The sequence below is a fragment of the Sphingomonas quercus genome (assembly GCF_018863195.1).
GTDB classification, from domain to species: domain Bacteria; phylum Pseudomonadota; class Alphaproteobacteria; order Sphingomonadales; family Sphingomonadaceae; genus Solisphingomonas; species Solisphingomonas quercus.
Genome location: NZ_JAHKRT010000002.1, coordinates 109,354 through 135,361 on the forward strand (window position 1 = coordinate 109,354; position 26,008 = coordinate 135,361).

General features: G+C 69.9%; 17 protein-coding genes and 1 tRNA gene. 9 read left to right on the forward strand and 9 right to left on the reverse strand.

Annotation, left to right across the window (positions count from 1 at the left end; genetic code table 11):
• Positions 1-8: 8 nt before the first annotated feature.
• Both cobS and cobT read left to right on the forward strand, forming a co-directional pair.
• A complete protein-coding gene (gene cobS, locus KOF26_RS03765) occupies positions 9-1,013 on the forward strand; it encodes a cobaltochelatase subunit CobS (RefSeq protein ID WP_216320380.1) in 1,005 nt (334 codons plus the stop codon).
• 15 nt (positions 1,014-1,028) lie between these two features.
• Positions 1,029-2,858 (forward strand): cobaltochelatase subunit CobT, encoded by a 1,830-nt coding sequence (gene cobT, locus KOF26_RS03770; protein WP_216320383.1) that lies wholly within the window; start codon positions 1,029-1,031, stop codon positions 2,856-2,858.
• A 22-nt stretch (positions 2,859-2,880) separates the two neighbouring features.
• Here cobT and KOF26_RS03775 read toward each other — a convergent pair whose 3' ends face one another.
• Genes KOF26_RS03775 through ftsE form a run of 4 tightly spaced genes read right to left on the reverse strand, consistent with a single transcriptional unit; the run spans position 2,881 to position 5,673 of the window.
• Positions 2,881-3,567, reverse strand: coding sequence for a lysophospholipid acyltransferase family protein (locus KOF26_RS03775; RefSeq protein ID WP_363181755.1), 687 nt, complete (start codon positions 3,565-3,567; stop codon positions 2,881-2,883).
• Positions 3,564-4,103, reverse strand: coding sequence for a YdcF family protein (locus KOF26_RS03780; protein ID WP_216320386.1), 540 nt, complete (start codon positions 4,101-4,103; stop codon positions 3,564-3,566). The genes KOF26_RS03775 and KOF26_RS03780 overlap by 4 nt, the downstream gene beginning before the upstream one ends.
• Positions 4,100-4,975, reverse strand: coding sequence for a cell division protein FtsX (locus KOF26_RS03785; RefSeq protein ID WP_216320389.1), 876 nt, complete (start codon positions 4,973-4,975; stop codon positions 4,100-4,102). Before KOF26_RS03785 ends, KOF26_RS03780 begins: the two co-directional genes overlap by 4 nt.
• Positions 4,972-5,673, reverse strand: coding sequence for a cell division ATP-binding protein FtsE (ftsE, locus tag KOF26_RS03790; RefSeq protein WP_216320392.1), 702 nt, complete (start codon positions 5,671-5,673; stop codon positions 4,972-4,974). The genes KOF26_RS03785 and ftsE overlap by 4 nt, the downstream gene beginning before the upstream one ends.
• Before the next feature lie 139 nt (positions 5,674-5,812).
• Between ftsE and KOF26_RS03795 the strand changes: the two genes are divergently transcribed.
• Entirely contained in the window at positions 5,813-6,610 is a 798-nt protein-coding gene (locus tag KOF26_RS03795; RefSeq protein WP_216320395.1) for a zinc-ribbon domain-containing protein, read from the forward strand.
• Positions 6,611-6,729: 119 nt separating this feature from the next.
• Positions 6,730-6,816 (forward strand) — tRNA-Leu (locus tag KOF26_RS03800).
• Between the two features lie 33 nt (positions 6,817-6,849).
• Here KOF26_RS03800 and KOF26_RS03805 read toward each other — a convergent pair.
• The 4 genes from KOF26_RS03805 to KOF26_RS16980 form a co-directional block, all read right to left on the reverse strand.
• Positions 6,850-7,722, reverse strand: a complete 873-nt coding sequence (locus KOF26_RS03805) for a glycosyltransferase family protein (protein ID WP_216320398.1) — start codon at positions 7,720-7,722, stop codon at positions 6,850-6,852.
• Between the two features lie 85 nt (positions 7,723-7,807).
• Positions 7,808-10,261 carry a glycosyltransferase gene (locus tag KOF26_RS03810; RefSeq protein ID WP_216320401.1) on the reverse strand — a complete coding sequence of 818 codons (2,454 nt, stop codon included), beginning with the start codon at positions 10,259-10,261 and terminating at the stop codon, positions 7,808-7,810.
• 88 nt (positions 10,262-10,349) lie between these two features.
• Entirely contained in the window at positions 10,350-12,905 is a 2,556-nt protein-coding gene (locus KOF26_RS03815; protein ID WP_216320404.1) for a methyltransferase domain-containing protein, read from the reverse strand.
• An 18-nt stretch (positions 12,906-12,923) separates the two neighbouring features.
• Positions 12,924-13,892, reverse strand: a complete 969-nt coding sequence (locus KOF26_RS16980) for a class I SAM-dependent methyltransferase (protein ID WP_216320407.1) — start codon at positions 13,890-13,892, stop codon at positions 12,924-12,926.
• A gap of 208 nt (positions 13,893-14,100) precedes the next feature.
• Between KOF26_RS16980 and KOF26_RS03825 the strand changes: the two genes are divergently transcribed.
• Positions 14,101-15,864, forward strand: coding sequence for a CAP domain-containing protein (locus KOF26_RS03825; protein ID WP_216320410.1), 1,764 nt, complete (start codon positions 14,101-14,103; stop codon positions 15,862-15,864).
• 3 nt (positions 15,865-15,867) lie between these two features.
• Here KOF26_RS03825 and KOF26_RS03830 read toward each other — a convergent pair whose 3' ends face one another.
• Positions 15,868-19,953, reverse strand: a complete 4,086-nt coding sequence (locus tag KOF26_RS03830; RefSeq protein WP_216320413.1) for a rhamnan synthesis F family protein — start codon at positions 19,951-19,953, stop codon at positions 15,868-15,870.
• Positions 19,954-20,051: 98 nt separating this feature from the next.
• Between KOF26_RS03830 and KOF26_RS03835 the strand changes: the two genes are divergently transcribed.
• The 4 genes from KOF26_RS03835 to KOF26_RS03850 are packed head-to-tail and all read left to right on the forward strand — an operon-like array spanning position 20,052 to position 25,705.
• Positions 20,052-21,728 carry a TolC family outer membrane protein gene (locus KOF26_RS03835; protein WP_216320415.1) on the forward strand — a complete coding sequence of 559 codons (1,677 nt, stop codon included), beginning with the start codon at positions 20,052-20,054 and terminating at the stop codon, positions 21,726-21,728.
• Between the two features lie 28 nt (positions 21,729-21,756).
• Entirely contained in the window at positions 21,757-23,562 is a 1,806-nt protein-coding gene (locus KOF26_RS03840; protein WP_216320419.1) for a type I secretion system permease/ATPase, read from the forward strand.
• A complete protein-coding gene (locus KOF26_RS03845) occupies positions 23,559-24,956 on the forward strand; it encodes an HlyD family type I secretion periplasmic adaptor subunit (RefSeq protein WP_216320422.1) in 1,398 nt (465 codons plus the stop codon). The genes KOF26_RS03840 and KOF26_RS03845 overlap by 4 nt, the downstream gene beginning before the upstream one ends.
• The gene (locus KOF26_RS03850; RefSeq protein WP_216320425.1) at positions 24,953-25,705 is read left to right on the forward strand and encodes a sulfotransferase domain-containing protein; all 753 of its coding nucleotides are present in this window, start codon (positions 24,953-24,955) and stop codon (positions 25,703-25,705) included. Before KOF26_RS03845 ends, KOF26_RS03850 begins: the two co-directional genes overlap by 4 nt.
• Positions 25,706-26,008 lie beyond the last annotated feature (303 nt).

The following is a 26,008-nucleotide window of genomic DNA, read 5'->3' on the forward strand; positions in this document are numbered from 1 at the left end:
AGAAGATCATGGTCGACCTGCCCAACGTCCAGCCCGATGCCCGCGGCTCCACGGTGATGGATGCGCCCGACAAGATGGTGAAGGTGCGCGACCTGTTCGGCATCGACTCGGACATGGAAGTGCCCGCTTTCTCCGAGGCGGACGAGCGGGTACCGGATCTCGATCCCGCTTATGTGTTCGACCCGGACGTGACGATGGCGATCTGCGCGGGCTTCGCGCATAATCGCCGGGTGATGGTCCAGGGCTATCACGGCACCGGCAAGTCGACCCATATCGAGCAGGTCGCGGCGCGCCTCAACTGGCCCTGCATCCGCATCAACCTCGACGCCCATATCAGCCGTATCGACCTGATCGGCCGCGACGCCATCGTGCTGCGCGACGGCCAGCAGGTCACCGAGTTCCGCGAGGGGCTGCTGCCCTGGGCGCTGCAGACGCCGACCGCGATCGTGTTCGACGAATATGATGCCGGCCGTCCCGACGTGATGTTCGTGATCCAGCGCGTGCTGGAGACCGAGGGCAAGCTGACGCTGCTCGACCAGAACCGCGTGATCCGGCCCAATCCCTATTTCCGTCTGTTCGCCACCGCCAACACCGTCGGCCTCGGCGACACCACGGGGCTTTATCACGGCACGCAGCAGATCAACCAGGGCCAGATGGACCGCTGGAACATCGTCGTCACGCTGAATTACCTGCCCGCCGAGGTGGAGGCGCGCATCGTGCTCGCCAAGTCCGGCGAATATGACAAGCCGGACGGCCAGAAGCTGGTCGCCAACATGGTCAAGGTCGCCGACCTCACCCGCCAGGGCTTCGTCGCCGGCGACATCTCCACCGTGATGAGCCCGCGCACGGTGATCAGCTGGGCGCAGAACGCGCTGATCTTCGGCGATGTCGGCTTCGCCTTCCGCCTCTCCTTCCTCAACAAGTGCGACGAGGCGGAGCGGCCGCTGGTCGCCGAATATTATCAGCGCGTCTTCGGCAAGGACTTGCCGGAGAGCGTGGCCAAGACGGCGTGACGCGCGCGATCGCCTATGGCTGAGCAGACCCCGCTCGAACTTTTCCGCCAGGTGCTGGGCGGCGCCGCGCGCGCCATGGCGCGCGAGCCGGAGGTGGAGCTCAGCTTCACCGCCGACGCGCCGTTCGCGTCCGGCAAGGCGGTGAAGGTGCCGCTGCCGGGGCGCGGCCTGCCGGCCGATCAGGTGGCCGAGGCGCGCGGCTTCGCCGATGGTTTCGCGCTGCGCCTGCGCCATCACGACGCCGCCCTTCATGCCCGCAACAGCCCGGGCGACGCCATCGCCCGCGCCGTGTTCGATGCCGCCGAGCAGGCGCGTGTCGAGGCGATCGGCACGCGGGCCATGGCCGGCGTCGCCGACAATCTCGATCATGCCCTGCGCCTGCGCCTGCGTTCCGACCCGATCGCGCGGGCGCGCACCCGCGAGGAGGTGCCGCTGGCGAGCGCGGTGGGCCTGATGGTGCGTGAGCGGCTGACCGGGCGGGAGACGCCGGAGACCGCGGAGGGGGGGCTCGCCATGGTCCGCGAGTGGATCGAGGACAAGGCCGGCGCCGATCTCGACGCCCTCGGGCTGGTCATCGACGACCAGCGCGCTTTCGCCCAGCTCGCCACCCGCCTGCTCGAAGATCTCCAGCTCGTCGAGGGCGAGGTCCAGCCCGAGGCGCAGACCGATCAGGGCGAGGAAGGCGAGGGCGACGACCAGAGCGGCGGCGAGGAGGGCGCCGAACAGGACGATAGCGGCAGCGCCGAGACCGGCGAGGTCGAGGTTCGCTCGGAAAGTGCCGAGACGGCGGAGAATGACGCCGAGGGGGAACAGTCGGGCGACGAGATGTCGGACGATGTCGGCGACATGGGCGATGACGGCGAGGAGGGCATGGTCCCGGCCCGGCCCAACCGGCCGCCGGCCGACATGATCCCCGGCTTCGACTATCGCCCCTACACCACCCGCTTCGACGAGGTGGTCAGCGCCACCGACCTGTGCGACGAGGAGGAGCTGGCGCGGCTGCGGGCCTATCTCGACCAGCAGCTCGTCCATCTCCAGGGCGCCGTCACCAAGCTCGCCAACCGGCTCCAGCGGCGGCTGATGGCGCAGCAGTCCCGCTCATGGGATTTCGATCAGGAGGAGGGGTTGCTCGATGCCGCCCGGCTCGCCCGCGTCGTCGTCAGCCCCGGCCATTCGCTGAGCTACAAGATCGAGCGCGACACCGAGTTCCGCGACACGGTGGTGACGTTGCTCATCGACAATTCCGGGTCGATGCGCGGGCGGCCGATCTCGATCGCTGCGATCAGCGCGGACATCCTCGCCCGCACGCTGGAGCGCTGCGGGGTGAAGACCGAGATCCTCGGCTTTACCACCCGCGCCTGGAAGGGCGGGCAATCGCGCGAGGCGTGGCTGCAGGCCGGCCGTCCGCCGGCGCCGGGCCGCCTCAACGATCTGCGCCACATCGTCTACAAGCAGGCCGACGAGCCGTGGCGGCGGGCGCGCCGCAATCTCGGCCTGATGATGCGCGAAGGTCTGCTCAAGGAGAATATCGACGGCGAGGCGCTGCTCTGGGCGCATGGCCGGCTGATCGCGCGGCCCGAGGAACGGCGCATCCTGATGGTCATCTCGGATGGCGCGCCGGTCGATGATTCGACGCTGTCGGTCAATTCCGGCGCCTATCTGGAGCGTCATCTCCGCCAGGTGATCGGCTGGATCGAGGGCAAGTCCCCGGTCGAGCTGGTGGCGATCGGCATCGGCCATGACGTGACGCGCTATTATGCGCGTGCGGTGACGATCATGGATGCCGAGCAGCTCGGCGGCACGATGGTGGAGCAGCTCGCCGGCCTGTTCGACCTCGACAGCTGATCCCGCCCCGCGTGATCGCCGGTCAGTGGTGGAGGGCGTTGATCGCCTCATGCACCCGGCGTTCGATCTCGGCGCGGGGCAGGCCGGGGGGAATAGGCGCGCCGAACCGGAAGGTGACGATCCCGCGATGCTTCGGCCCCTTGCGCGGCCACAGCCGGCCGCTGTCGATGGCAACCGGGACCACGGGCATGCCCATCGCCCGATAAAGGCCGGCGAAGCCGGCCTGCAGCGGCGGCTCTTCGCCCGGCCGGACGCGCGTGCCCTCGGGAAAGATGACCAGCGAACGATGCTCGGTGTTCAGCCGTTCGGCCGCCTTCAGCATCGCCCGCAGCGCCTTGGCCGAAGCCTCGCGGTCGACGGGCACCAGGCCGTACAGCGCCGTCACCCACCGCCAGCCGGGAAAATCGGTGAGCTCGCGCTTCACCACCACCGCCGGGAAGGGAAGGATGCGGACCAGCTCCAGCGTTTCGTACATCGACTCATGCTTGGCTGCGATCAGCGCCGGCCCCTCCGGCAAGCGGCCCTCGATGCGGGTGTGGATGCCGAGGATCAGCCGCGCGCAGAGCGCGTGGAAGCGGGTCCACGCCGTCACATAGCGGGATAGCGCCCGCTGCCCCGCCAGGGCGAAGCCGAATCCGATGGCGATGGCCATCGCCGTTCCGGTCAGGAAGACGATGGAGAACACCAGGCTGCGCAGACGATCCATCATTTCCCCGCAAGCACCGCCGCACGTCGCAGCAGATATTTGTTATATTCGCGCACCAGCGCGCTCAGCCCCGGCTCGCTGCGCACCGGCTCGGGTACGATCTCGACGACGGCACCGGCCTGATGCAGCGCGTGCGCCAGCTCAAAGCGTCCGCGCGGCATGTGCCAGTCGGTGGTGACGAGCCGGACGGAGCGATAATGGCGCGCCATCATCCACGCCGCCGTCTCCTCGGCGTTGGAGCGCGTGTCCACCGCCTCGCGGCCGAGATCGACGCAGCAGGCGAAGCTGGTCGCATGCCCCGGGTAGCGCATCGCCAGCTCGTGGGTGCGGACGGTGCGGTCGACGCCGGAGATCAGCATGCGCCGCGCCCGGCCGGCGGAGAGCAGGGCGAGGCCGCGCTCGATCCGCCCGCTGCCGCCGGTGAGCACGACGATGGCGTCGGTGTTCAGCTTGTCGGGCGGCTGCTGTAGCGTGACGACGAACAGCACGAAGCCGGCGACCCAGCCGAGCAGCAGGATGGACAGCAGCCGCCCGATCACGGCACTCGCCTCAGCGCGCGGACGACGGTGGTGCGCGCCGCCGCGGCGGCGAGCAGCGCCACGGCCGGGGCCAGCATGATCAGCGCGATGCGCACCGGCCAGCCCGGCGCCGCCATCGCCGCCAGCCCTGAATCGAGCGCCGCCAGCGCCCGGCCCAGCAACAACAGCACGGTCGCCGCCGCCACCACGCCGACTGCCGCGCCGACCGCCGCGTCGATCGCCAGCCGTCGGGCGAACAGCCGCGCCACCTGCGCGTCGGTGGCGCCGAGCAGGTGGAGGATGGCCACGGTTTCGCGATGACTGTCGAGCGCGCTGCGCGTAGCCAGTCCGATTACGCCGCCCATCGTCGCGACGACGATCGCCGCCAGCACGCCGGCCACCAGCCGCAGTGCCTTGACCAGCCCGGCGAGCGGGGCGAGCGCGGCGTCATGCCGGTCGATCCGCGCGTCGGGGGCGACGGCGGCCAGCGCGCGGGCGAGCGCATCCATGTCGGCGGCGGCATCCGCCCGCAGCGTCACGTCGATCATCGCCGGCATTGGCAGCTCGCGGCTCGCCCCGGGGCCGAGCCATGGCGCGAGCAGCGTGTCAAGCTCGTCGCTGCCGAGCGCGCGGGCCGCGGCGACGCTGGGCATCGTCTTCAGCCGGACGAGGGCTGCCGCCGCCTGACGGTCGCGCGCCGGCGCATCGGCGGTGACGATCTGCACCGTCGCGCGGCGGGCGAGATCCTCGCCGAGCCCGCGCGCCGCGGTGTTGAGCGCGAAGCCGCTCGCCAGCGACAGGCCGGCGAGGAAGGCCATCGCCGCGATCACCCAGGGCATCGGCCCGGCCAGCCAGCCTTCGGGAAGCAGGCGCGACAGCGGATCGCGGCTCATGCCGGCACCGCAGAATGGCGACCGGCGCCGGCCGGCTGGGACAGCCGTCCCCGGTCCAGGCGCAATGTGCGGGCGCGCGCGACGCGGCCGAGCAGGTGGAGGTCATGGGTGGCGACGACGACGGTGGTGCCGAGCCCGTTCAGCGCCTCGAGCAGGTAGAGCAGCCGGCCGGCCATCTCAGGATCGACATTGCCGGTCGGCTCGTCGGCGATGACCAGCTCGGGCCGGGTGATCACCGCGCGGGCAATGGCAACGCGCTGCTGCTCGCCGCCGGACAAGGTCGCCGGCCGTGCGCGGGCGCGATCACTCAGCCCCACCCAATCGAGCATCTCGTTCACCGGCCGCGCCAGTTCCGCCTCGTCCAGCCCCGCCACGCGCAGCGGCAATGCGACATTGTCATAGGTGCTGAGGTGCGGGACGAGACGGAAATCCTGGAACACCACCCCGATCCGCCGCCGCATCGCCGGCAGCCGATCGCGCGGGATCGCGGCGACATCCTGGTCGAACAGGCGCACCGTGCCGCGGCTCGGCCGCTGATCGAGATAGAGCAGGCGCAGCAGCGATGTCTTGCCCGCGCCGGAGGGGCCGGTCAGGAAATAAAAGCCGCCCCGCGCCAGCGTGAACGACAGGTCGCGCAGCGTTTCCGCGGTCGTGCCATAGCGCAGGCCGACATTTTCGAACTGGACGATCGCTGCCATCCCTTCCGCCATCGCATGCCGCCACCCGGCCTTTCAACCTGAGCGACGCGGCAACGCTTGCCAGCCGGAGTCGCGTGGGCCTAAGAATCGTTCGTCAAGGTAAATGCGTCGAAGACGGGATGATGAAGGAGCGGCAGCGATGATCATTTCCTGTCCGGAGTGCGGGACGCGCTACGATGTGCCCGAGGCGGCCATCGGGGCAAGCGGACGGAAGCTGAAATGCGCCGCCTGCGGGAATCGCTGGCACATTGACGGCATCACCGCGGCCGATCAGGCCGGTGCGCCGCCGGAGCCGGCCGGCGCCGCCCCGTCGGTTGTCGCCGAGCGGCCGCATTCGCCCGTCGCCTCCCGCGAGGTGCCGCCGCCGGCCCATCCCTCCGCGCCGCCGCTGCCGGTGGCGCCCGCCGTGCCGCCCCCGCCGCCGCCCGCCGGCCTTGTCGCCGAGGCCGAGGCGGCGGACGCCGGCCCCAGCCCGTTCGATTACCAGCCGCCGTTCGAGCCGCGCCCGCGTTCGGCGCTGAAATGGCTGCTGTGGCTGCTCGTCGCGGTGCTCGTGCTCGGGGCCGCCGCCTTCTTCGCCGTGCGCGCCAATGTCGGCGGCGTCGGCGACCGGCTGAGCAGGGCCGAGGCCGCGACCGGCTCGCCGCTGGTCATCAGCTTCACCAGCACGCCCGAGCGCCGACCGATGGACAGCGGCAACGAGCTGCTGTCGGTGGCCGGCCGCGTCACCAATCCGACCAGCAAGCCGGTGCGCGTCCCGGATATCCGCGCCGAGCTGCGCGATGCTCAGGGCCGCGCCGTCTATAACTGGACGATCGGCGCGCCCGTCACCCGCCTCGCGCCCGGGGCCAGCGCCGATTTCAACTCCGCCGAGGTCGACGTGCCGCAGGCCGCGCGCACCATTCATCTGAAGCCCGGGCCGGCGCCGCAGGTCTGAAATCCTTGGTCGATCGCGATGTTGCGATCTTGTCCATCGAGGCGGTTGCGTGGGGGGCGGACCGCTGCTAGAGGCACGCGCCTACCGGATGCCGGGTTGCCTCGGCGGACGTTCGATGTGCGGTCGTGGCGGAACTGGTAGACGCGCAACGTTGAGGTCGTTGTGGCCGAAAGGCCGTGGAAGTTCGAGTCTTCTCGACCGCACCATCACTCCCGGGGGGCCGCTGCCCCCCGTCCCGATCAGGCCCTGCGCTCGCGGAGCGCGCGATATTCCGGACTGTCGGCGATAGCGGCGATCATCTCCTCGATGCCGCGCTCCAGCCCCCGCGCGCGGACATGGGCGCTGAACCCGGCGAGACCCTCTGAATCCGGATCGCGGTGGAGCAGGGCGCGATAGGTGGCGGTGGCGACCAGCGGGCCGAGCTGAGCTGCCGGCCCCTCGCTCGTGCTTCCTCCCAGCACCTCGTCGGTGATCAGCTTCAGCGCACGCGTCCGCTCCGCCTGATCGGGCAGATAGGCGCGCAGCTTCTGGCGGATGAAGCGGGCATGATCGGAATTGATCAGGTCCCGCGATTCATAGTGCACCGCCTCGCGCAGCTCGACATGGTCGCGCAGCAGGCTGAACAGCATATACTGATCATTATCGTCTTCCGGCCACTGCGCCGTTCCGGCGATCCATCCGTCCGACTTGGCCTGATAAAGCGCCAGCCAGCGTGCGACGAGGTCGCGGCCGAGTGGATGGCCGAGATTGACGAGAGTCACGCCGGCATTGATGTTCCACGGCATGTCCGGCGTGTCGCCCGAGGGCACCAGCACGGCGGCGCGATCGAGCTTGTCGGCGAGATAGCCCGCGAGGTTGAAGTCGAGGTCGTGGACATAGGCGTCAGCGTCCAGATAGAGGCCCCAGCCTCGAAAGCCGCGCGCCACCAGCTCCTGATACTGGAACATGCGATTGAACGTCGCCTGCCAGGGATGGACGCCGCGCTTGATGCCGACATAGCTTTCATACCCATGGCCGTGGCGCCGGCAGAATTCGATCGCCGTGCGTGACGTCGCCTCCAGCATCTCGCGATAGCGGACCGGGTCCGCAGTCTGGAACAGGATGATGCTCACTCTGTCTTCCCCCCGCAGGCCCGTTTCCGCTGTGCATGACGGAGCCATGGTGGTCCAGCCGCATCTGTCGGCGACCGGGCGGGCTTCAGGCCTCGTCCCAGCCGTCGCCAGCCTCGGCGTCCGGAGCCGGCAGTCGCTCTGCATAGGCGGAGATGTCCGCCAGATTGCCGAGCGCCGCCGCCTCCAGCAGCGCCGCGCGCGCCGCGCCGTCATCGGCGTCGCAGATGAAGAAGCCGGCGACGCCGAGTGACGCAAAATATTCCTTCTCGGAGCCGCTGGTGTTCATCGTGATCGCCTCGGCGGTCTGGCCGTTCAGCCGCATGCGCAGCACGCCGTCATCGTCAGCGGCCGGATAGTCGAAGCTGATCCACTTCTTCTCCTCCGGGGCGAGCGTCCCCGACAGCGGCGGGCGGCCCTTGATGCGAAGCTTCCACGGGCATTCCTGCTCCGGCAGGCCCCACAGCAGCATGTAGACGCGCAGCGGGCCGTGGCCGCGGGGCAGCCCGATGGCGAGCTCGGCCCCCTGCGGCCGTGTCCAGCAGCCGTCGCCGGTCGGCCACAGCCAGCCCAGCCCGGCGCGGAATATCTCGCCGGTGCCGGCGCCGGTCCAGATGCGGGTCTCGAGATTGGTGCTGATCGGGTGCCACCTGCCGAGCACCGCCTCCGGCGGGCGGAAGCCGCGATTGCCGTCGGCCGCCGCCTTGCGCTCGGCCAGGCGGATCGCCTCATGGTCGATCTGGGCGGCGATGTCGCGCCAGTTGCGCGGGGCGAAGCCGGCGGCGATCTTCGCCTCCCAGCCGTGGCGCCACTCGGCGTCGAACGCCATGCGCTCGGCGGCGTCGGCGAGCTGGCGGACGGCGCCGGCCTCGACATAGACGGCGAACTCGCCGCCGGCCTCCGGCAATGACGAGCTGTCGGCCGCGACCACCGCCTTGCCGTAGCAGAGCGCCTCGGTGACAGGCAGGCCCCAGCCCTCATAAAGGCTGGGATAGATGGTGAACTGACAGGTCCGGTAGAGCAGCGACAGCTCCTCGTCGGACAGATAGGACAGGATCGTCACCCGCCGCTTCAGCTCGTCCGAGCTTTCCAGCCGCTGGAACACGGCATCGTTCAGCCAGCCATTCTTGCCGACGCAGACCAGCTTCGGCGCCTTGCGGCCGTGGCGGCGGATCAGCTCCAGCCAGGCGTCGAGCGCGACGACATGGCCCTTGCGGCTCTCGATGGTCGAGACGAACAGCACGAACGGCTCGTCGCCCAGCCCCCAGCGGGCCAGCGACGAGCGATCGAGCGTCGCCACCCCCGGCTTGCGGAAATCCGCGTCGAGCCGGATCACCGCGACATCGTCGGGATCGACATTCTTCTCCAGCGTGCGCGCTACGGAGAGCAGGTCGCGCTTGGTCGCCTCCGAATTCACCAGGAAGCAATCGGCGTGTTCGAACACGCCCAGCGCCCAGGTGATGAAATCCTGGGTCAGCCCGCGCACGCAATGCTCGGGCGTGATGATCGGGATGAAATCATGGACGAAGGGGATGTAGCGGATGCCATGCCTGGCCTTGGCCTGGCGCACGAACAGGAAATAATTGTGCAGCCACCAGCTGGTGCCGAGATTGATCAGATAGGCGCCGTCCGGAAATTCGAACGGCTCGGCCAAAGCCAGGGTGAGCTGCAAATTGTTGAGCGCGGCGATCCATTCGCGATCGTTGCGCTCGCCGCTCTTCACGGCGAGTTCGGTGATCGAGAGGAACTGGTCGATCGGCCATTCCAGCCAGTCGTCCCGCCCGTCGATGAAGCAGCAGATATGCACCGCGCGCGCTTCCTCGCGAATCGCGGAGGTGATCGCCTCGATCTGCACGCGCTGGATGCCGGTGGGCAGGCGGGCGTGGCCGTAATAGCCGATCAGGTCGGAGGCGTCGAAGACCAGCGCCGCCTTGCCCTCGGCCGGACCCTTGTCACGGGTGGCGATGCGCTCCTCCAGCGTGGCGACGACCGAAACGGCGTCGCGGATGGCCGCGCCCTCGCCGCTGCCGAGATCGGCGGCGAGCGTTTCCAGTGCGCGTCGCGCCTTGCTGGCCAGCACCTGCGTCGATGGCGTCGAATCATTGGCGGCGATCGGTGCCGGGCGTGGCGCCTGCAGCGCGTTGGACAGGAATTCGGTGATCATGTGCCTTTCATGGCCCGCGGCGCGGCCGAGCGCGCGGTGCAGCTCGGTCATGGCGTCGGCGTTGGTCGGCTCCACCTGGAGCGCCTGGTAGTAGTTGCGGATGGCGAGATGCATCGACCCGCTCCGCTTGGCGAGATGGCCGAGATGCAGCCAGCCTTCTCCGCTGCCGCTGCCGATCTCCACCGCGCGGCGATAGGCGACTTCGGCGCCGTGCCGGTCGCCGGCATCCTTGAGCATATGGCCGAGCTGGATCCAGATGTGGCCGAGATTGGGGTCGAGCGCGAGCGCCTGCCGGTAATGCTCGGCGGCCTCCGCATGCTCCCGGCGGGCGCGCGCGGCATTGCCGAGCGCGATGCGCCGGTGTGTCGCCGCGGTCACGGGAATCCCGGCTGACTTCTTGTACTTGAATTGCATCTCTTATCTGTGCCCCGAACCTAATGTGCCGTCCAGCGTTCGCCGCGCTGCGTCATAACCTGCGTCCGGGTTCCCAGACAGACTCGATCGCGCCTGGCCTCAACCAATGACGGTTGCGCGAAATCAGGCGCCAGCCCGCGTCCGTCATCCGGCCGGCGATGCCGGCGAGCCCGGCGTCCCCGTCGATGATCAGGGCGCGCACGATGCCGGCCTCGCGCGCGTCGGCCAGCAACGCCTGGGTGAGGGCGCCGGTTGCCTCGTTCACCAGCAGCGTATCGGCGGGCCCCGCCTCGGTGAGCGTTCCGGCGGTGCGTCCGCCGGCGACATAGGCCTGGATCGCGCGGCGCAGCGGCCCATCGACGGTGACATGGCCGAGGCCGAGCCGGGCGGCATATGCGGCGGCGAGGCCGGCGGCACCGCCGATCTCGATCACCCGGGAGCTGCCCAGCTGGCGCAGCCGCCATGCGGCGTGGAGCCCTTCGATCATGCGGAGATGGACGATCGCGCCGCCGGTGGCGAGGCCGAGATGGCCGCCGATCTGGTCCGGCGGGGTGATGTCGGCGCCGATTGCCCCGGCGATCATCGCCCACAAGGCGGGCGGCGCGAGCGCGGCGTTGACGCCCCACGGCCCGTCTTCCGGATCCTCGAGGGGGAGCGCCCCCACCGCCTCGGCGAGCGAGACCATCCGGTCCTGCGCGATCAGCGCCAGCCGGTACGCGAACACCGGATCGCGGGCGCGTCCATGCTGCTGCGCGCCACCGAGCAGGCCTTGCCCGGCCGCGTCGCGCCCCAGCCCGGCGAGCATTGCCGCCACCGCCTCCGCATCGCCGCGATCGAGCGCCTCGGCGAGGGCCGCCTCGTGCGGGCGGCTGTTTCTGGGCTTGCCGCCGCCGGCCCGCCACGCCTCGATCGCCCGCTCCGCAAGCGCCGGGCGCGGCGCCGGCAACGGCGCCTCGGCCAGCGCCGGCTCGTGCCCGATCGGGCGCGCGAGGCGCCAGCGCCAGCGCTGGTCGGCCGCAGTCGTCGGGATCGGCGGCGCTGCTTCGCCAAGCCGGAACGAATCCGCCACCGCCTCGGCGAGCGCACGCATCCGCTCCCGGAAATCCGCGGTATGGGCACGCAGATGCTGGCGCACGAAGCGCGCCGCCGGCCCGTTGAGCACCGCCATGCTCTCCACCAGCACGGCGTCGGCGAGCGTCGAGTCCTCGCGCAGCAGCCGCTGCAGCAGGTCCTGGTCGTTATCCTCGCCGACCCATTCCACCGCCTCGCGCAGCCGCGCGTCGGGCAGGCGTTCATCGAACAGCGCCTGCCACCGCGCGACCAGCGCGCGGCCCGTCGGGTGGCCGAGATTGATCAGCATCACGCCGTCATTGACGTCCCAGCGCGCCGGCGTCACCCCGGCGGTGGCGATGATCGCTGCGCGATCGCGATGGCGGGCGAGATAGGCGGCGAGATCGAAATCGAGATCGGCGACCCAGGCGTCGGCATCCATGTACAGCACCCAGCCGTCATAGCCCCGCGCCACCAGCTCGCTCAGCATGGCGATGCGATTGTAGGAGGCCTGCCACGGATGGAAGCCGCGCTTGATGCCGATATAGGCCTCGTAGCCATAGCCATGGCGACGGCAATATTCGGCGACATTGGGCTGGGTGATGGCCAGCATCGCGGCATAGCGGTCGGCGTCGGCAGTCTGCAGCGCGATCACCCGGATGTGCTCCGCCGCCGCGCGCAGCCGCTGCGCGGCCTGGCGGTCGGGGCGGAGGATGGCGACGAACTCGTTGCGGCCACGCGCCGTGTCGTAGACGCCCGCCACCTCCAGCCCGATCAGGCCGAGCGCCTGCAGCGTATCGATGATCGCGCGGAAGCTCTGCGGCGTGAACTGCCAGGCGTGGACATCGAGATAGCCGCCACCCGCCTCGTCATGCCGCCGGATCGCGTCGGCGACACGCCTGGCGGGCATCTCCGCCGGAGCGCCATGGTCGCCGGCCCAATGCCGTTCCGGATCATTATGAGCGGTGAGCGCGGCATGCTCGATGACGCTGGCCAATATGTGGCGCCGGCGGCCCTCGCGATAGGCCTGCAACACCCCGGCGATGCTGCTTTCGGGCAGGAAATGATCGAAGCAATAACGCTTGTCGGGGATCAGCAGGCAGAAGACGCCATCGGGCTCCAGCACCCGCTCCACCTCGCGCAGATGAGCGACGAGGTCGGGCTGATGCTCGATGGCGTGGCTGCTCACCACCGCGGCATAGCGGCGGTCGACCTGGGCGAGTTCGCCGACATGCTGGATCACCTCCGGGCATCCGGCCGGGTCCATGCCCAGCTTCCGTGCCCGGGCGCGCAGCGCGTCGGCATCGAGCACGTCGAGATAGTCGACATGCGCGCCGGTCAGCAGCGGCCGGCAGAACGGGCCGATCTCAAGTACCGAGGGCGCCGCCGCGATCCATCCCAGCAACCCCTCACGCACCGCGAACGGCGAAGCGACGAGGCCGGCCGCCCGCCCCTCCGCCTCGTAATGCGCCCGCGCCGCCTCGTCCGACAGGGCGGCGAGCGCGGGATTGCGGGCGCGATAGGTGGCGGGATCGAATGCGGGCGGCGGCGTCCTCATGCGGCGGCCTTGTAGCGGCTAAAGCCGCCGCGCGACCAGCGTGTTGCCGGCCGCATAGGTTGCGCGCGCCGCGTCCGGCATGGCGGCCAGCGCGCGCGACCAGAACGGGCCGCCGGGTGGCGCCGCGATCAGCTCGGCGACCGTCATCGCCTCCATCTCGGCGCGGATGGCGGGGTCGGCGATCGCCTCGGCGATGCCGCGCAGCTGCCAGCCTATCGCCTGATCGGGCGTCTGGTTCGGCTCGGTGGTCAGCGACAGCGTCTCGAATCCGTCCGCGAACAGCCGCGCCAGCCCTTCGCGCGTGGCGTTGTAATAATGCGATGGGTAGCCATGCACCGGCACCAGGAACGGGTAGTCGATGAACACCATGCCGCCGGGCTTGAGCATGCGACGGAATTCCGCCGCCGCCGCCCAGGGCTCCTCCATATGCTCCATCACCGCGAAGCAGCCGATGCCGTCGAGGCTGGCATCGGCGATCGGATAGCGGCAGGCCGGCGCCATCACCACGTCCGCGCTCAGCGACGGATAGACCTCCAGATAGAGGCAATTGGCGAGATGCCGGCTGCGCCTCCCGCAGCCGACGTCGAGATAGAGCCGGTCCGGATGGGCGATCACCGTGTCGACAAAGGCGCCGAGGCCGGGATTGGCCGACTCCGCGTCATAGGCGTGGAGGTCATGGGGCATGCCGCCATAGGCGACGGGAAATTCGCCCTCGACGCCGATGAAGTCAAAGCGGCCGCCAGCGCCCTTCTCCGCGGCGAGGAGGTGGGCGAAGCGGGCATATTTGCGCGCCTTGTCCGTGCCGGCGAGGCCCATCGCCGCGGCGGTGAGCTGGCGGCGCCCTTCGCCACGGCCATGCCGGTCGAAATGGCGCCAGGCATCGCCGCCGGCCGCGACGTGCCGCGCGACGTCGGGATTGGCGGCGAGATAACGCTCGGCATCGAAGCTGTCGTTCGTCGCCGGCTCGAAATCGGAAGGATCACGCACGGCGCCTGTCTAGAGCCGCTTGCGCGCCGCCGCCAGCCCGGGACGCCAATCGGCCGGGCGGGGCCGGAGCCAGCGCGTCCGATGCGCGTTAACCATGTCGGGGAAGCCGGCGTTAACCGTGAATCGGCGAACAGGGCCATCGGTTTTTTAAGGAAGGACAGCCGGTTGCGCCGTTGGTGGCGCTGCCGCTGTCCGTGAAAGGACGAGGATGGCCGGACCTACGGACCAGGAGCAGCTGCTGCTCGAATATCTGAACGAGACGCGGCTCGATCCGCTCGGCAGCGCGGCGCGCTACATCAGCTCCTATGCGCCGCTCACCTCGGGCGACGCGGACATCCGTGCCGCGCTCAATTACTTCCACGTCAACGGCCAGGCCCTGCAGGCGGCCTATGCGGCGCTGACGCCGGTCGCGGCGGTGGCGTGGAACGACAATCTCGCCGCCGGCGCGCGAACCCATGATCAGGTGATGATCGACCAGCAGGTGCAGACCCATCAGGCGAGCGGCGAGGCCGATTTCGCCAGCCGGGTCTATGCGACCGGCTATACCGGCTGGAGCTCGATCGGCGAGAATGTCTACGCCTATGCCGATGACATGCTCTACGCCCATGCCGGCTTCATGGTCGACTGGGGCGACGGCGCCAACGGCATGCAGAATCCGGCCGGCCACCGCGACAACATCATGAACGCGCGCTTCAACGAGGTCGGCATCGGCGTGCTCATCGAGAGCAACCCGGCGACGCCGGTCGGGCCCAACGTCGTCACCCAGGATTTCGGGGTGCGGTCCGGCGCCGGGCGCTATCTGCTCGGTGTCGCCTATACCGACAGGGACCATGACGGCTTTTATTCGGCAGGCGAGGGTCGCGGCGATCTCGCGGTGACGATCAGCGGCCGCGCCGGCGTCAGCTACGCCAGCGGCGGCTGGCAGATCGATCATGTCTCGGGCAGCGGCACGGCGATGCTGTCGGGCGGCGGGCTGGCCGGCACGGTTTCGATCGGCTTCCAGTCCGGCACCCTCAACATGAAGCTCGATGTCGTCAACGGCGACACGCTGCGCGTGTGGACCGGCGCCGGGCCGGTCAGCGTCGCCGGCGCGGTGCCGACGGTCGAGATCGCCGGCGCGCTCGGCGGCATGATCACCCTTGCCGACGCGATCAGCCGCACGGTGACCGGCGGCAGCGGCAACGACACGGTGGTGGGCGGGGGCGGCCACGACGTGCTGTTCGGCGGCGCCGGCAATGACCAGCTGTCCGGCGGGGACGGCAATGACCATCTCTACGGCCGCGCCGCCTCGACTGGCGCCGATGGCGACGACGTGCTCGCCGGCGGCAATGGCAGCGACTATCTGCAGGGCAATGCCGGCAATGACCAGCTGTCCGGCGGCGCCGGATCGGATCGCATCCAGGGCGGCGCCGACAATGACGTCCTGCGTGGCGACGACGGCAATGACGTGATGAACGGCAATCGCGGCCAGGATCGCCTCTATGGCGGCGAGGGCAATGATCTGGCGCGCGGCGGCCAGGACAATGACGAGTTGTTCGGCGATGCCGGGCAGGACACGCTGATGGGCGATGTCGGCGACGATCGCCTGAGCGGCGGCGGCGGCATCGACGTGCTGTTCGGCGGCGCGGGGGCGGACCTGTTCCTGTTCACCGGCACCGACGCGGCCTTCACCATGTCCGGGCCGACCGGCGGCGCCGCCGATGCCATTGCCGACTGGCAGGACGGCGTCGATCATCTCAGCCTCGGCAGCCACGTCCTGCTGCACGGCGGCAACCAGGCCGACCTTGCCGCGGGCTATGCCTATGCCCAGTCGCTGCTCGACGGCCAGCCGGGGACAGGCGATCTCGCCATCGTCGGCATCGGCGGCGAGACCTGGCTGTTCTGGGGCAATAACGGCGCCGGCCAGATCGACAGTGCCATCCGCATCGCCAACACCCAGCCGGGGATGATCGAGGCCAGCGACTTCGTCTGAACGTCAGCCATACCAGGGCTGGTTCGCGTGGCGGGGCGTCACTTCGAGCGCCGGCGCGTCGAGCAGCGGGTGCCACGCCGGGTCGTCGGCGAGCCATTCCTGCCAGCGCGCGAGAAAGGCGGCGATCTCGTCTCCGCGCGGCAGTACCTCGCCGCGTGACGCCTTCTCGGCGTGCACCAGCCGCGCCGCCGGCGTGTAGACGATGCGATAGCCCGCCGCGCGCAGCCGGAGGCACAGGTCGATGTCGTTATATTCGAGGGTGAAGGCCTCGTCGAAGCCGTTCACCGCCGCCATCGCCGAGGCCCGCGTCGCGAACACCGCCCCCGTCACCATCGACCATTGCCGCTGGGCCAGCGCCCAATCCTGATAGGTCCCAGCGAAATCGGCGCGGCCGGCCCAGGCATGTCCGACGCGGCCGGCGTAGGGCATGATCCCGGCATGCTGCACCCGGCCGTCCTCGTAGCTGAGCCGGGCGCCGACGCCGCCGACATCACGCTCGACCGCGAAGGTGAGCAGGGCCTTGAGCCAGCCGCCATCCTCCGGGATCAGATCGTCGTTGAGGAAGACGAGCTGTTCTGTCTCTGCCGCCCGCCACAGGCCGTTCATCTTGGCGGCATAGTTGAACGCGCTGCCCTCGGCGCGCGGGGTCTCGATATGGCGCAGGCGATAGGGGCGCGGCGCTTCCGCCCAGTCCGGCCGGCCGGCGATATCGTCGCCGACGATCACCGACAGCCGCTCCATCGGCCAGTCCGTCTGCCCCAGCGCGTCGAGCAGGCGGGCGACATAGGGCCGATCCGTGCCGGGGATCGCGCTGCGCCGCGTCGGCACGATCAGCGTCACCGCCGGCGCCTCCCCGGGCGCGAAGCGCCGCGCCACCTCGAGCAGGCCGGGTGCCTGGCCGGGCGTGACCTCAAGCTCGGGCAGGTGCCGCGCGAGCAGCGCCTGCCGGGCGGCGGCATCGGCGGCTGGCCGGGCCGCATGTCGCGCCATCAGCACCTCCGGCAGCCGCACGATCGAGAGGCCGGCAGCCGCCGCACGGAGCAGCAGATCGTCCGCGCCCTCCGCCTCGCCGAGCCGCGCCAGCGCGTCGCGCCGGATGACCAGCGCCGCCTCGTCATAGCCGCGCGCGGCGAGCAGGGCGGGGTCGAACTCCGGGAACAGGCGGAGCTGGTCGGGGTCATCGCGGGCGAAATCGTCGCCGATGAACAGCGCCGCATCCGGCCGCGCCGCCGCCCAGCGCGCGATCACCGTCTCCAGCGTCGGCGCGGCAAGCGTGCCTCGCGGCAGCAGCGCCACCCACGGGCTGTCGCCGTCCGCGACCGGCCCCGGGAAGATCGAGGCCGCCACCAGCGGCCCGAACAGATCGCTGTCGAGCGGCAGGCCGCGCGCGATGTCGCCGGCGACACGCGGCACCGGTGCGCGCCGCGGCGGCGCGGCCAGCGTGTCGCGAAAGCTCTCCGCCATCCGCGCCGCCACCGCATCGGGGGCGAGCATCGCGGCGATCCTCGCGGCGGCGGCCTCCTGCCGGGTCCGCTCGCCGGCCTCGACGGCCGCCGCGGCCTCGGTCAGCGCGAAGGCCAGCGCCGGCTCGTCGACCCGCGCCCAGCCATAGCCGGCGAGATAATGGCCGTGATCCTCGTCCAGTACCCATTGTCGCGCCCGCACCGGCCAGCCGGTGGCCGGGTCGAGCATGTCGCGCGTGCCCGAATAATCGGTGGCGACGACCGCGCGCCCCGCCGCCATCGCTTCGGCGACGGTCAGGCCGAAGCCTTCGGCGCAATGGGGCGAGGCATAGATGTCGCAGGCCGCCATCAGCCCGGCCAGCTCGTCTGCCGCCATCGCCCGGTCGATCAGCAGCACGCCCTGTGTGCCCTCGGCAAGCTCGCGGAGCGCGGCGCCATCCTCGGGCCGGTCCATGAGATGCTTGGTCTTGAGCAGCAACCGCCAGCCGCGCCCGCCCAGGCCGGAGGCGGCGAAGGCGCGGACCAGCGCCGCCGGGTTCTTGCGGACCAGATAGCTCGAACCATCGAACACATAAAGGATGGTGCGCTCGCCATCGCGGACGCCGAGTCGCTCGATGAGGGAGCGATCGCCCGAGCGGTCTTCCGGCGGCAGCGGATGGGGGATGACGTCGACGGTGGCGTCGGTTTCGCGCGCGAACACCTCCGCGCACCACTGGCTGGGCGCCCAGATGCGGTCGACGTTCCACAGATCGGCATTCCACGCCGGCGGCAGCGTCTCCATCTCCCAGACCCAATAGCCGATACGGCGCCCGGCGCGGAGGATGGCGTGGCGCTGGGTATCGTCGAGCAGGTGCCAGCTGTCCGGATTGAGATGGACCAGCGCGATGTCGGCCGGCCCTTCGAACTCCCTGATATCGGCCGAGGGGCCGAGCGGGCGGTGGACGTGGAAGGGCTTGCGCACCGGCGACAGGTTGATGCGCGCGCCGGTGCGGCGCAGCGCCACGATCAGGTTGCGGCTGGCCGCGCCGAGGCCGTTATCGTGGTTCCACGGCCCGAAAAAAGCGACGCGCAACGGCCGTTCCGGTAGCGGCGGCAGCGCCGGCCAGCGGGCGAGCAGGTGGCGCTCGCCGCTGTCGGGAATGCCCGATGGCGCTGGCAGCAGCACCGAGCTCAGCAGGTCGAGGTCGAAGCCGGCCTCGGCGAGCGTCTCGCGCCAGCCGTCGATATCCGCCTCGGCAAAGGCGCCGCGCAGCAGCAGCAGCTTCACGAACGGAAAGCCGCGCTCGATCAGGCCGCGCCAGTCGAACAGAGTGGGATTGATCGCCGCCGGGCTGTCGAACAGCACGGCCACCGAGTGGCCGGCCTCCTCGAGCCGGCTGGTCAGCCGCGCCTCATAGGCGTGGATCACCGCGTCCTTCTCGTCGAGCAGGCGCACGTCGCGCATGAAATCGTGCAGAGCATAGGAGGACATGAGGCGCGGGCCGAGCGCCAGGAAATAGCTCTGGATATGCCAATGCCATTCATGGCTGGCGGTAAGGCCGACGAGATCGGCCGGATTATCCCGCACCCGGGCGATTATCGCAGCGAGGCTGGCCGGGCTGGAGGGGCCGTAGAGACTGTCGTTGAGGAGATAGAGACGGTGCGCGCCGTACAGGCCCGGATCGAGGTGCAGCACATGCGCCCAGGCGCCGAAATCCCAGCCGGCATTGGCGCGGACGATGACGCCCGCCGCCTGATCGACGAGCGGCTGCGGCAGCTCGACCGGGCGATCGGTGACGACGATCAGCAACACGGCGATGCCGGCCTCGCCGAGCGCCGCGACATAAGGCAGCACGTGCGGCTTGATCGTCCCGGCTGGCGAATGGGTGACGAACAGCGCCACCTCGCCGGCGCGCGCCTCCTCGGGCAGCGGCTTCAGGGTGAGGATGTCGACCGCCCAGGCCGGCGGCGAATCCGGGCGCGGGAGCGGCGGCGCGATGAGCAGCACCGGTGAATGATCGAGCTCCAGGCCGGCCGGCATCAATCGCACGGTGATCTCGGCCGACTCGCCCGGATAATCGGCTTTCGCCTCGAAACGTCGGCCGCCATCCTCGCCCGGCGCCTGGAGCGGCGCCCGGCTGATCACCGCGCCGTCGCGGCTGAGCTCGATATGGGCGTCGGCTTCATCATCGCCCGGATAGGCGAGGCCCGACAGGTAATAATGCAGCCAGCCGTCGACCCGGCCGGCGTAGCGCGGCTCCGGGATGGGGGCGCTCTCCGGCGGGGCGAGCTGCGCCAGCGCATTGGCGGCGTGCGGATTGCCGTCCAGCGCCTGGCTGCGTTCGTAGAGCAGGCGCGCGGCGTCGAGATCGCCGGCGCGCTGGGCCAGCCGGCCGCGGCACAAGGCGAGATCGGCATCGTCCGGGGTGAGCGCCGCCGCCTGGCGATAGGCAGTGTCGGCACCCTCCAGATCGCCGAGTTCGCCGAGCATGTGGCCGAGCTGGATCCAGATCGCTGCGTCGTTCGGGCGGGACGCCAGCCATCGCCGATATTCGTCTGCCGCCTCGGCCCAGGCTCGCGCATCCCGAAAGGCGTCACCCCGGTCGCGGGCGCTTGGCGTCCCGCGTTTCCTGAACCAGCCGATCACCCGTCCGCCCTTATTGCCATTCTCCCCATGGCCCCCTCTAGAGTCTGAAGTCGTGGCTGTAACCCCCCAGACACATTGACTCGCCAAGGAACCCGGCTATGGCAGCGCCGCCCGCCAATAAACCGGACCTGCGGGCCAGAAATGACGGCACGGTGAAGCCCATCTCCCTATCCGCACGTTCATGGTCGAAACTGGTCCTCGCGGCGGGGCTGGCGTTCATCGCCCATCCGGTCTCGGCCGAGACGCTGGCCGATGCGGTAGCGGCTGCCTATGCCCGCAATCCCGCGCTCAACGAGCAGCGCTTCCGCCAGAAGGCGAACGACGAGGGCTATGTGCAGGCCCGCGCCGCCTATGGGCCGCAGCTCAACGGCCAGATCAGCGCTGGCAAGAGCCGCATCACCGTCGGCGGGCTCGCCGTGCAGGATCAGGAGACCAATACCGCCACCCTGTCGCTCAATCAGCCGCTCTATAGCTCGGGCCGGCTGCGCGGCTCGCTGGCGGCGGCGCGGGCAAATGTGCTCGCCGGTCAGGAGCAACTCCGCGCCACCGAGCAGCAGCTCGTCCAGAACGTCATCTCCGTCTACGCCGCCGTGCTGCGCGACGAGGCGCGGCTGGCGGTCGGACGCGAGAACGTCACTGTGCTGCAGGATCAGCTGCGCGAGAATATCGCCCGCCGCCGGGTCGGCGACGTCACCCTTACCGACGTCGGGCAGGCGGATTCACGCCTCGCGGCCGCCGAGCTCCAGCTGGCGTCGCTGGAGGCGAGCCTAGCCGTCAGCCGCGGCCAGTATCTCCAGGTGGTCGGCCACAATCCGGGGACGCTCGCGCCGCTGCCTGACATCGGGCCGATGCCGACCTCGATCGACGACGCTTTCGTCCGGGCCGAGGACAACAACCCCGATCTGTCCGTTGCCCGGCTCGTCGAGCAGGTGTCGAGCGCGGAGGCCGCATCGGTGCGCGGCGAGCGCGGCTTCTCGATCAGCGTCGCGGGCCAGGCATCCTATAGCAATGATCTGCTCCACATCGACGGGCGCAGCGCGCGCAAGACGCTCACCGGGCAGGTGACGCTGTCCCAGCCGCTGTTCAACAGCGGTGCCATCCAATCCCGGGTGCGCGAGGCGGATGCGCGCAACTCCGCCGATCAGGTGGGTATCGATCAGGCGCGCCGCGCCGCGATGCAGGCGGTGACGCTGGCCTGGAGCCAGCTTTCGGCCGCCCGCGTGGCGCTCGTCGCCGGCCAGCGGCAGGTGGAATCGGCCCAGCTCGCCTTCGCCGGCATGCAGCGCGAGCAGCGCAACGGCCTGCGCTCGACCATCGACACGCTCAACGCCGAGCAGGAATTGCAGGCCGCGCAGCTCAATTTCCTGCAGAGCCGCTACAGCGAATATGTCGCCCGCGGGTCGCTGCTCGCGGCGGTCGGCACGCTGCGGGCAAAGACGATCGCGAGTGATGTCGAGGTCTATGATCCGGAGGAGAATTTCCGCCGGGTCCGCCACGCCGGCATGACCCCGCTCGAGCCGATCGCGATGGGGCTGGACCGCATCGGCTCGGCGGCGGTGCGCCGCCCGCTGTCCGCCAACCTCACCGGCGAGGGCGCGCCGCGTCCGGATCAGGCGCCGGCGCTGCCCGAAAAGCCCGGCGCCGCCTTGACGGAACAGCCCCTGGTGCCGATCAACCAGAGCCGCGTCGTGCCGGCGTCCGAGCTGCCCGGCGGCCTGCCGCGCACCGGCGCGCTGCCCGATCGACCCGCTACGCCGCCGGACGCGGTCCGCTAGGCCCATATATCATGAACCGAGATCATCCATGGCGCTGAACCCGCTCCCGAAGGCCAAGAACCCGAACGAGCCGGGGCCGCTGCTGCGCGCACTGCGCCTGGGTTATGGGCCGTTCGCCTTCGCGGCGCTGTTCGGCCTGGTCTCGAACCTGCTCTACCTGGCGCTGCCGCTCTACACCAATCAGGTGTACAGCCGGGTGCTGACCAGCCATTCACTGCCGACGCTGATGGTGCTGACGCTGGGCGCGGCGTTCGTGTTCCTCGTTTCCTCGGTGATCGACCATTATCGCGCGCAGGTGCTGACCGGCTTCGGCGTGGTGTTCGATGCGCAACTCGCCAGCCGCACCTTCGCGGCGCTGTTCGACGCCGCGGTGCGCCGCCAGGGCACGCGCTCCCAGTCGCTGCGCGATCTCGACACCGTGCGTCAGGCGGTGTCCGGGCCGGCGATCGGGGCGCTGTTCGACGTGCCGTGGATCCCGATCTTCCTGCTGATCCTGTTCATCATCGACCCGCTGATCGGCGCGATCACTTTCTTCGGCGGCATATTCCTCGTCGTTTTCACGATCCTGCAGGAGCGCGCCACCAAGGAGCCGATGAAGGAGGCGACGAACGCCGCCTTGCAAAGCTACGTCTTCACCGACGCGGCACTACGCAATGGCGAGGTGGTGCGCGCGCTCGGCATGCTGCCGACGCTCGGCCGGCAATGGGCGCGGCTGCGCCACATCTCGGTGGCGGCGGGGGTCAGGTCCGGCGAACGGACCAGCTTCTATTCCGGCTCGATCCGCTTCGTGCGGATGCTGATCCAGATCCTGACGGTGGCCGCCGGCGCCTATCTGGTGATGGAGCGCTCGATCCCGTCCGGGATGTTGTTCGCCAACATGATCCTCGCTTCGCGCGCGCTGGCGCCGATCGAGCGCATCGTCGGATCGTGGCGGATCCTGTTCGAGGCGATGCAGTCCTATCGCCGGCTGGAGGCGACGCTGGAAGGCTATGAGCCGCCGGTGCCGGTGACCCAGTTGCCGGTGCCGCAGGGCGGGCTGACGGTGGAGAATGTCAGCTTCGCCCCGCAGGGCGCCGCGGCGCTGACCCTCATCAACCTGAATTTCCGCGTCAATCCGGGCGATTTCGTCGGCATTGCGGGGCCGTCGGGCGCCGGCAAGTCGACGCTGGCGCGTTTGTTGTGCGGCATCTGGAAGCCCAATTCGGGCACGGTGCGGCTCGACGGCGCCGACGTCTACACCTGGGATCGCGAGGATTTCGGCCACCACGTCGCCTACCTGCCTCAGGATACCGAACTGTTCACCGGCACGGTGCGCGACAATATCTGCCGCTTCCGCCCGGAGGCGACGGACGAGGAGGTCGTCAAGGCCGCGCAGACCGCCAATGCCCATGAGATGATCCTGCGCCTGCCCAAGGGCTATGAGACGGAGCTTGGCGAGGGCGGCCAGGCGCTGTCCGCCGGCCAGCGCCAGCGCGTCGGGCTGGCGCGCACCGTGTTCGGCGATCCCAAGGTGGTGGTGCTGGACGAGCCCAACGCCAATCTCGACAATGACGGCGAGGCCGCGCTCAATCAGGCGATGGCGCGGATGAAGGAGCGTGGCGCCACCGTCATCGTCATCTCCCACAAGACCTCGGCGTTCGAGCATGCCGACAAGATCCTGCTGCTCAACAACGGCCAGATGGCCGGCTACGGCCCCCGCGAGGAGATCGTGAAGGCCCTTACCGAGCGGCGTCAGGCAGCGCTGCAGGCCGCCAGGACCAGGGCCGTCAGGCCGCCCGCCGCGCCCCCTGGCGCCGACGAGGCACCCAATGTTCCGGCGGAGGCCCGGCCATGAATATGCTGCACGATATCGACCGCCTGCTCCGCCGCCGCCAGCCGGCTGACGAAATGCAGCATGTCCCCGGCTTCACCGAAGTGGACATTACCGACGGCGAGATCGCGCGGCTGCAGCTGCGCCGCCCGATCGTTGCCGGCTCGCTGGTCGTGCTGGTGCTGGTCTTCGGGCTGCTGCTGTGGGCGGCGATTGCGTCGATCTCGGGCGCGGTGGTGGCGCCCGGCATCGTCCGCGTCGAGGGCAGCGCCAAGACGCTCAAGCATCGCGAAGGCGGCACCATCCGCCGCATCCTGGTGCGCGAGGGGCAGGCGGTGAAGGCCGGCCAGCTGCTCATCCAGTTCGACCGCGTCCAGGCGCAGGCGGCGCGCGACATCTACCAGTCGGCCTATGATTCCGCCGAGGCCAACCTCGCCCGTTTCCAGGCCGAGGCTGCCAATGCCGCGCAGGTCGATTTCCCGGCCGACCTTCTTGCCCGCCAGTCCGACCCCAATGTCGGCATGCTGCTTGCCGGCCAGCGCACCCTGTTCGCGTCGCGGATGACGCTCTATCGCAGCCAGGCGGCGGTGCTGTCGGGCCAGGCCCAGCAGCTCGAAACGCAGATCCAGGGCCTGCAGGCGCAGGCCGCCGCGGTCGACAGCCAGGGCGAGACGATCATCGACGAGCTGCAGGGCGTGCGCGAGCTCGCCCGCGACGGCTACGCCCCGAAGACGCGCCTGCTCGCGCTGGAGCGGTCGGCGGCCGGCATCAAGGGCCAGCGCGGCCAGATCACCTCCGACATCGGCCGTACGCGGCAGGCGATCGGCGAGATTCGCCTGCAGATCGCCCAGCTCGACGACAAGCGCCAGACCGACGCCGCCGACGGCATCCGCCAGGCGCAGGAGCGGCTGACCGACGCCGGACCGAAGGTGCGCGCCGCCGTGGAATCGCTCGCCCAGACCGAGGTGCGCGCGCCCGTCTCCGGCCACGTCTTCAATCTCACCCAGTTCACCGAGGGCGGCGTCGCCGGCCCCACCGAGACGCTGCTGCAGATCGTGCCCGAGGGCACCAAGGTGACGATCAACACCCGCGTCCGCCCGAACGACATCGCCTCGGTGCGCGTCGGCCTGCCGGCGGACGTGACGCTGACCGCCTATAATCCGCGCACCACGCCGCCGGTGCGCGGCCATGTCACCCTCGTCGCGCCCGATGCGACGAGCGACGAGGCGACGCACGAATCCTATTACAATGTCCGCGTCAGCGTCGATCCGGGCGAGCTTGCCCGGGCCGGGCCGGACGTGCGCATGACGCCGGGCATGCCGGCGGTCGTCAACATCGTCACCGGCAGCCGCACCATCCTCGACTGGCTGCTCGGGCCGATGACCGAGGCGATGCGGACGGCGATGCGCGAACGGTGACCGCGGGGAAGGTCGCCTTCCTCGTCGCCGGGGTGCAGAAAGGCGGCACGAGCGCGCTGTTCGAATATCTGCGCGGCCTGCCCGATCTGGTGCTGCCCGACGTCAAGGAAGCGCATTTCTTCGACGATGAGACGCGCGTAGACTGGGCGAGCCCGGATTACGCGCCCTATCACGCGCTCTTCCCGGATGACGGCCGGCTACGTGGCGAGGCGACGCCGATCTATCTCTACTGGCCGCCAGCGCTGGAGCGGATCGCCCGCTACAATCCGGAGATGAAGCTGATCCTGCTGTTCCGCGACCCGGTGGCGCGGGCATGGTCGCAGTGGCAGATGGAATATGCCAAGCGCAAGGAGACCGAGCCCTTCGCCTGGTGCATCCGCGACGGGCGGCGACGCATGGCCGATGCACTGCCCTTCCCCGGCCACCACCGCGTCTTCTCCTATGTCGAGCGCGGCTTCTATGGCAGCCAGCTGGCCCGCGCGCTGTCCCTGTTCCCGCGCGGGCAGTTGCTGTTGCTGCGCTCGGCCGACCTCAAGTCTGATCCCGATGCGGTGCTCGCCAGAATCGCGGATTTCCTCGGAATCGCCCGGCCTGCGGGACGGATTGCGCCGCGTCTCGTCCGCGTGGCGCCCGATATCGCCTACCCCTCCCGGCTGGAGCCCGAGGACGTGGCCTACCTGCAACGTATCTATCTAGATGAGATGGATCGTTTCGCCTCGCTCGGCGGGCCGGACCTTTTCGGAAACTAATTGATCCATAGGCGTTGGATCGCGCAACCGGGATGGCTCCGGCTGCTAAGCGTCTGGAACGTTTCGGGTAAACATCGGTGCGGCGAACCGCGAACTTTGCCGCCAGTCGTCACTGAACCGCGTAACCGGCAGTAACCTATGCGATTTGTGACTGTCGGGGATGCGGTTTGGCTGTTGCACGGGCCGAAAAGCTTGGCTAAGCAACCGACTGGGCTCGTTCGGACGTGCTCCCGTCCTATTATGGGGCCGGGGACATAACGAACGATAGGCGCCTCCAGCTCGTGTAGGGGGAGGGGTTCAAGG

What these genes read in the sequence shown, in the direction of transcription:
- cobS (WP_216320380.1), top strand. Translation starts at nt 9, where the DNA reads ATGGTCGACCTGCCCAACGTCCAGCCCGATGCCCGCGGCTCCACGGTG.
- cobT (WP_216320383.1), top strand. Translation starts at nt 1,029, where the DNA reads ATGGCTGAGCAGACCCCGCTCGAACTTTTCCGCCAGGTGCTGGGCGGC.
- KOF26_RS03775 (WP_363181755.1), bottom strand. Translation starts at nt 3,567, where the DNA reads ATGATGGATCGTCTGCGCAGCCTGGTGTTCTCCATCGTCTTCCTGACC.
- KOF26_RS03785 (WP_216320389.1), bottom strand. Translation starts at nt 4,975, where the DNA reads ATGAGCCGCGATCCGCTGTCGCGCCTGCTTCCCGAAGGCTGGCTGGCC.
- ftsE (WP_216320392.1), bottom strand. Translation starts at nt 5,673, where the DNA reads ATGGCAGCGATCGTCCAGTTCGAAAATGTCGGCCTGCGCTATGGCACG.
- KOF26_RS03795 (WP_216320395.1), top strand. Translation starts at nt 5,813, where the DNA reads ATGATCATTTCCTGTCCGGAGTGCGGGACGCGCTACGATGTGCCCGAG.
- KOF26_RS03815 (WP_216320404.1), bottom strand. Translation starts at nt 12,905, where the DNA reads ATGAGGACGCCGCCGCCCGCATTCGATCCCGCCACCTATCGCGCCCGC.
- KOF26_RS03825 (WP_216320410.1), top strand. Translation starts at nt 14,101, where the DNA reads ATGGCCGGACCTACGGACCAGGAGCAGCTGCTGCTCGAATATCTGAAC.
- KOF26_RS03835 (WP_216320415.1), top strand. Translation starts at nt 20,052, where the DNA reads ATGGCAGCGCCGCCCGCCAATAAACCGGACCTGCGGGCCAGAAATGAC.
- KOF26_RS03840 (WP_216320419.1), top strand. Translation starts at nt 21,757, where the DNA reads ATGGCGCTGAACCCGCTCCCGAAGGCCAAGAACCCGAACGAGCCGGGG.
- KOF26_RS03845 (WP_216320422.1), top strand. Translation starts at nt 23,559, where the DNA reads ATGAATATGCTGCACGATATCGACCGCCTGCTCCGCCGCCGCCAGCCG.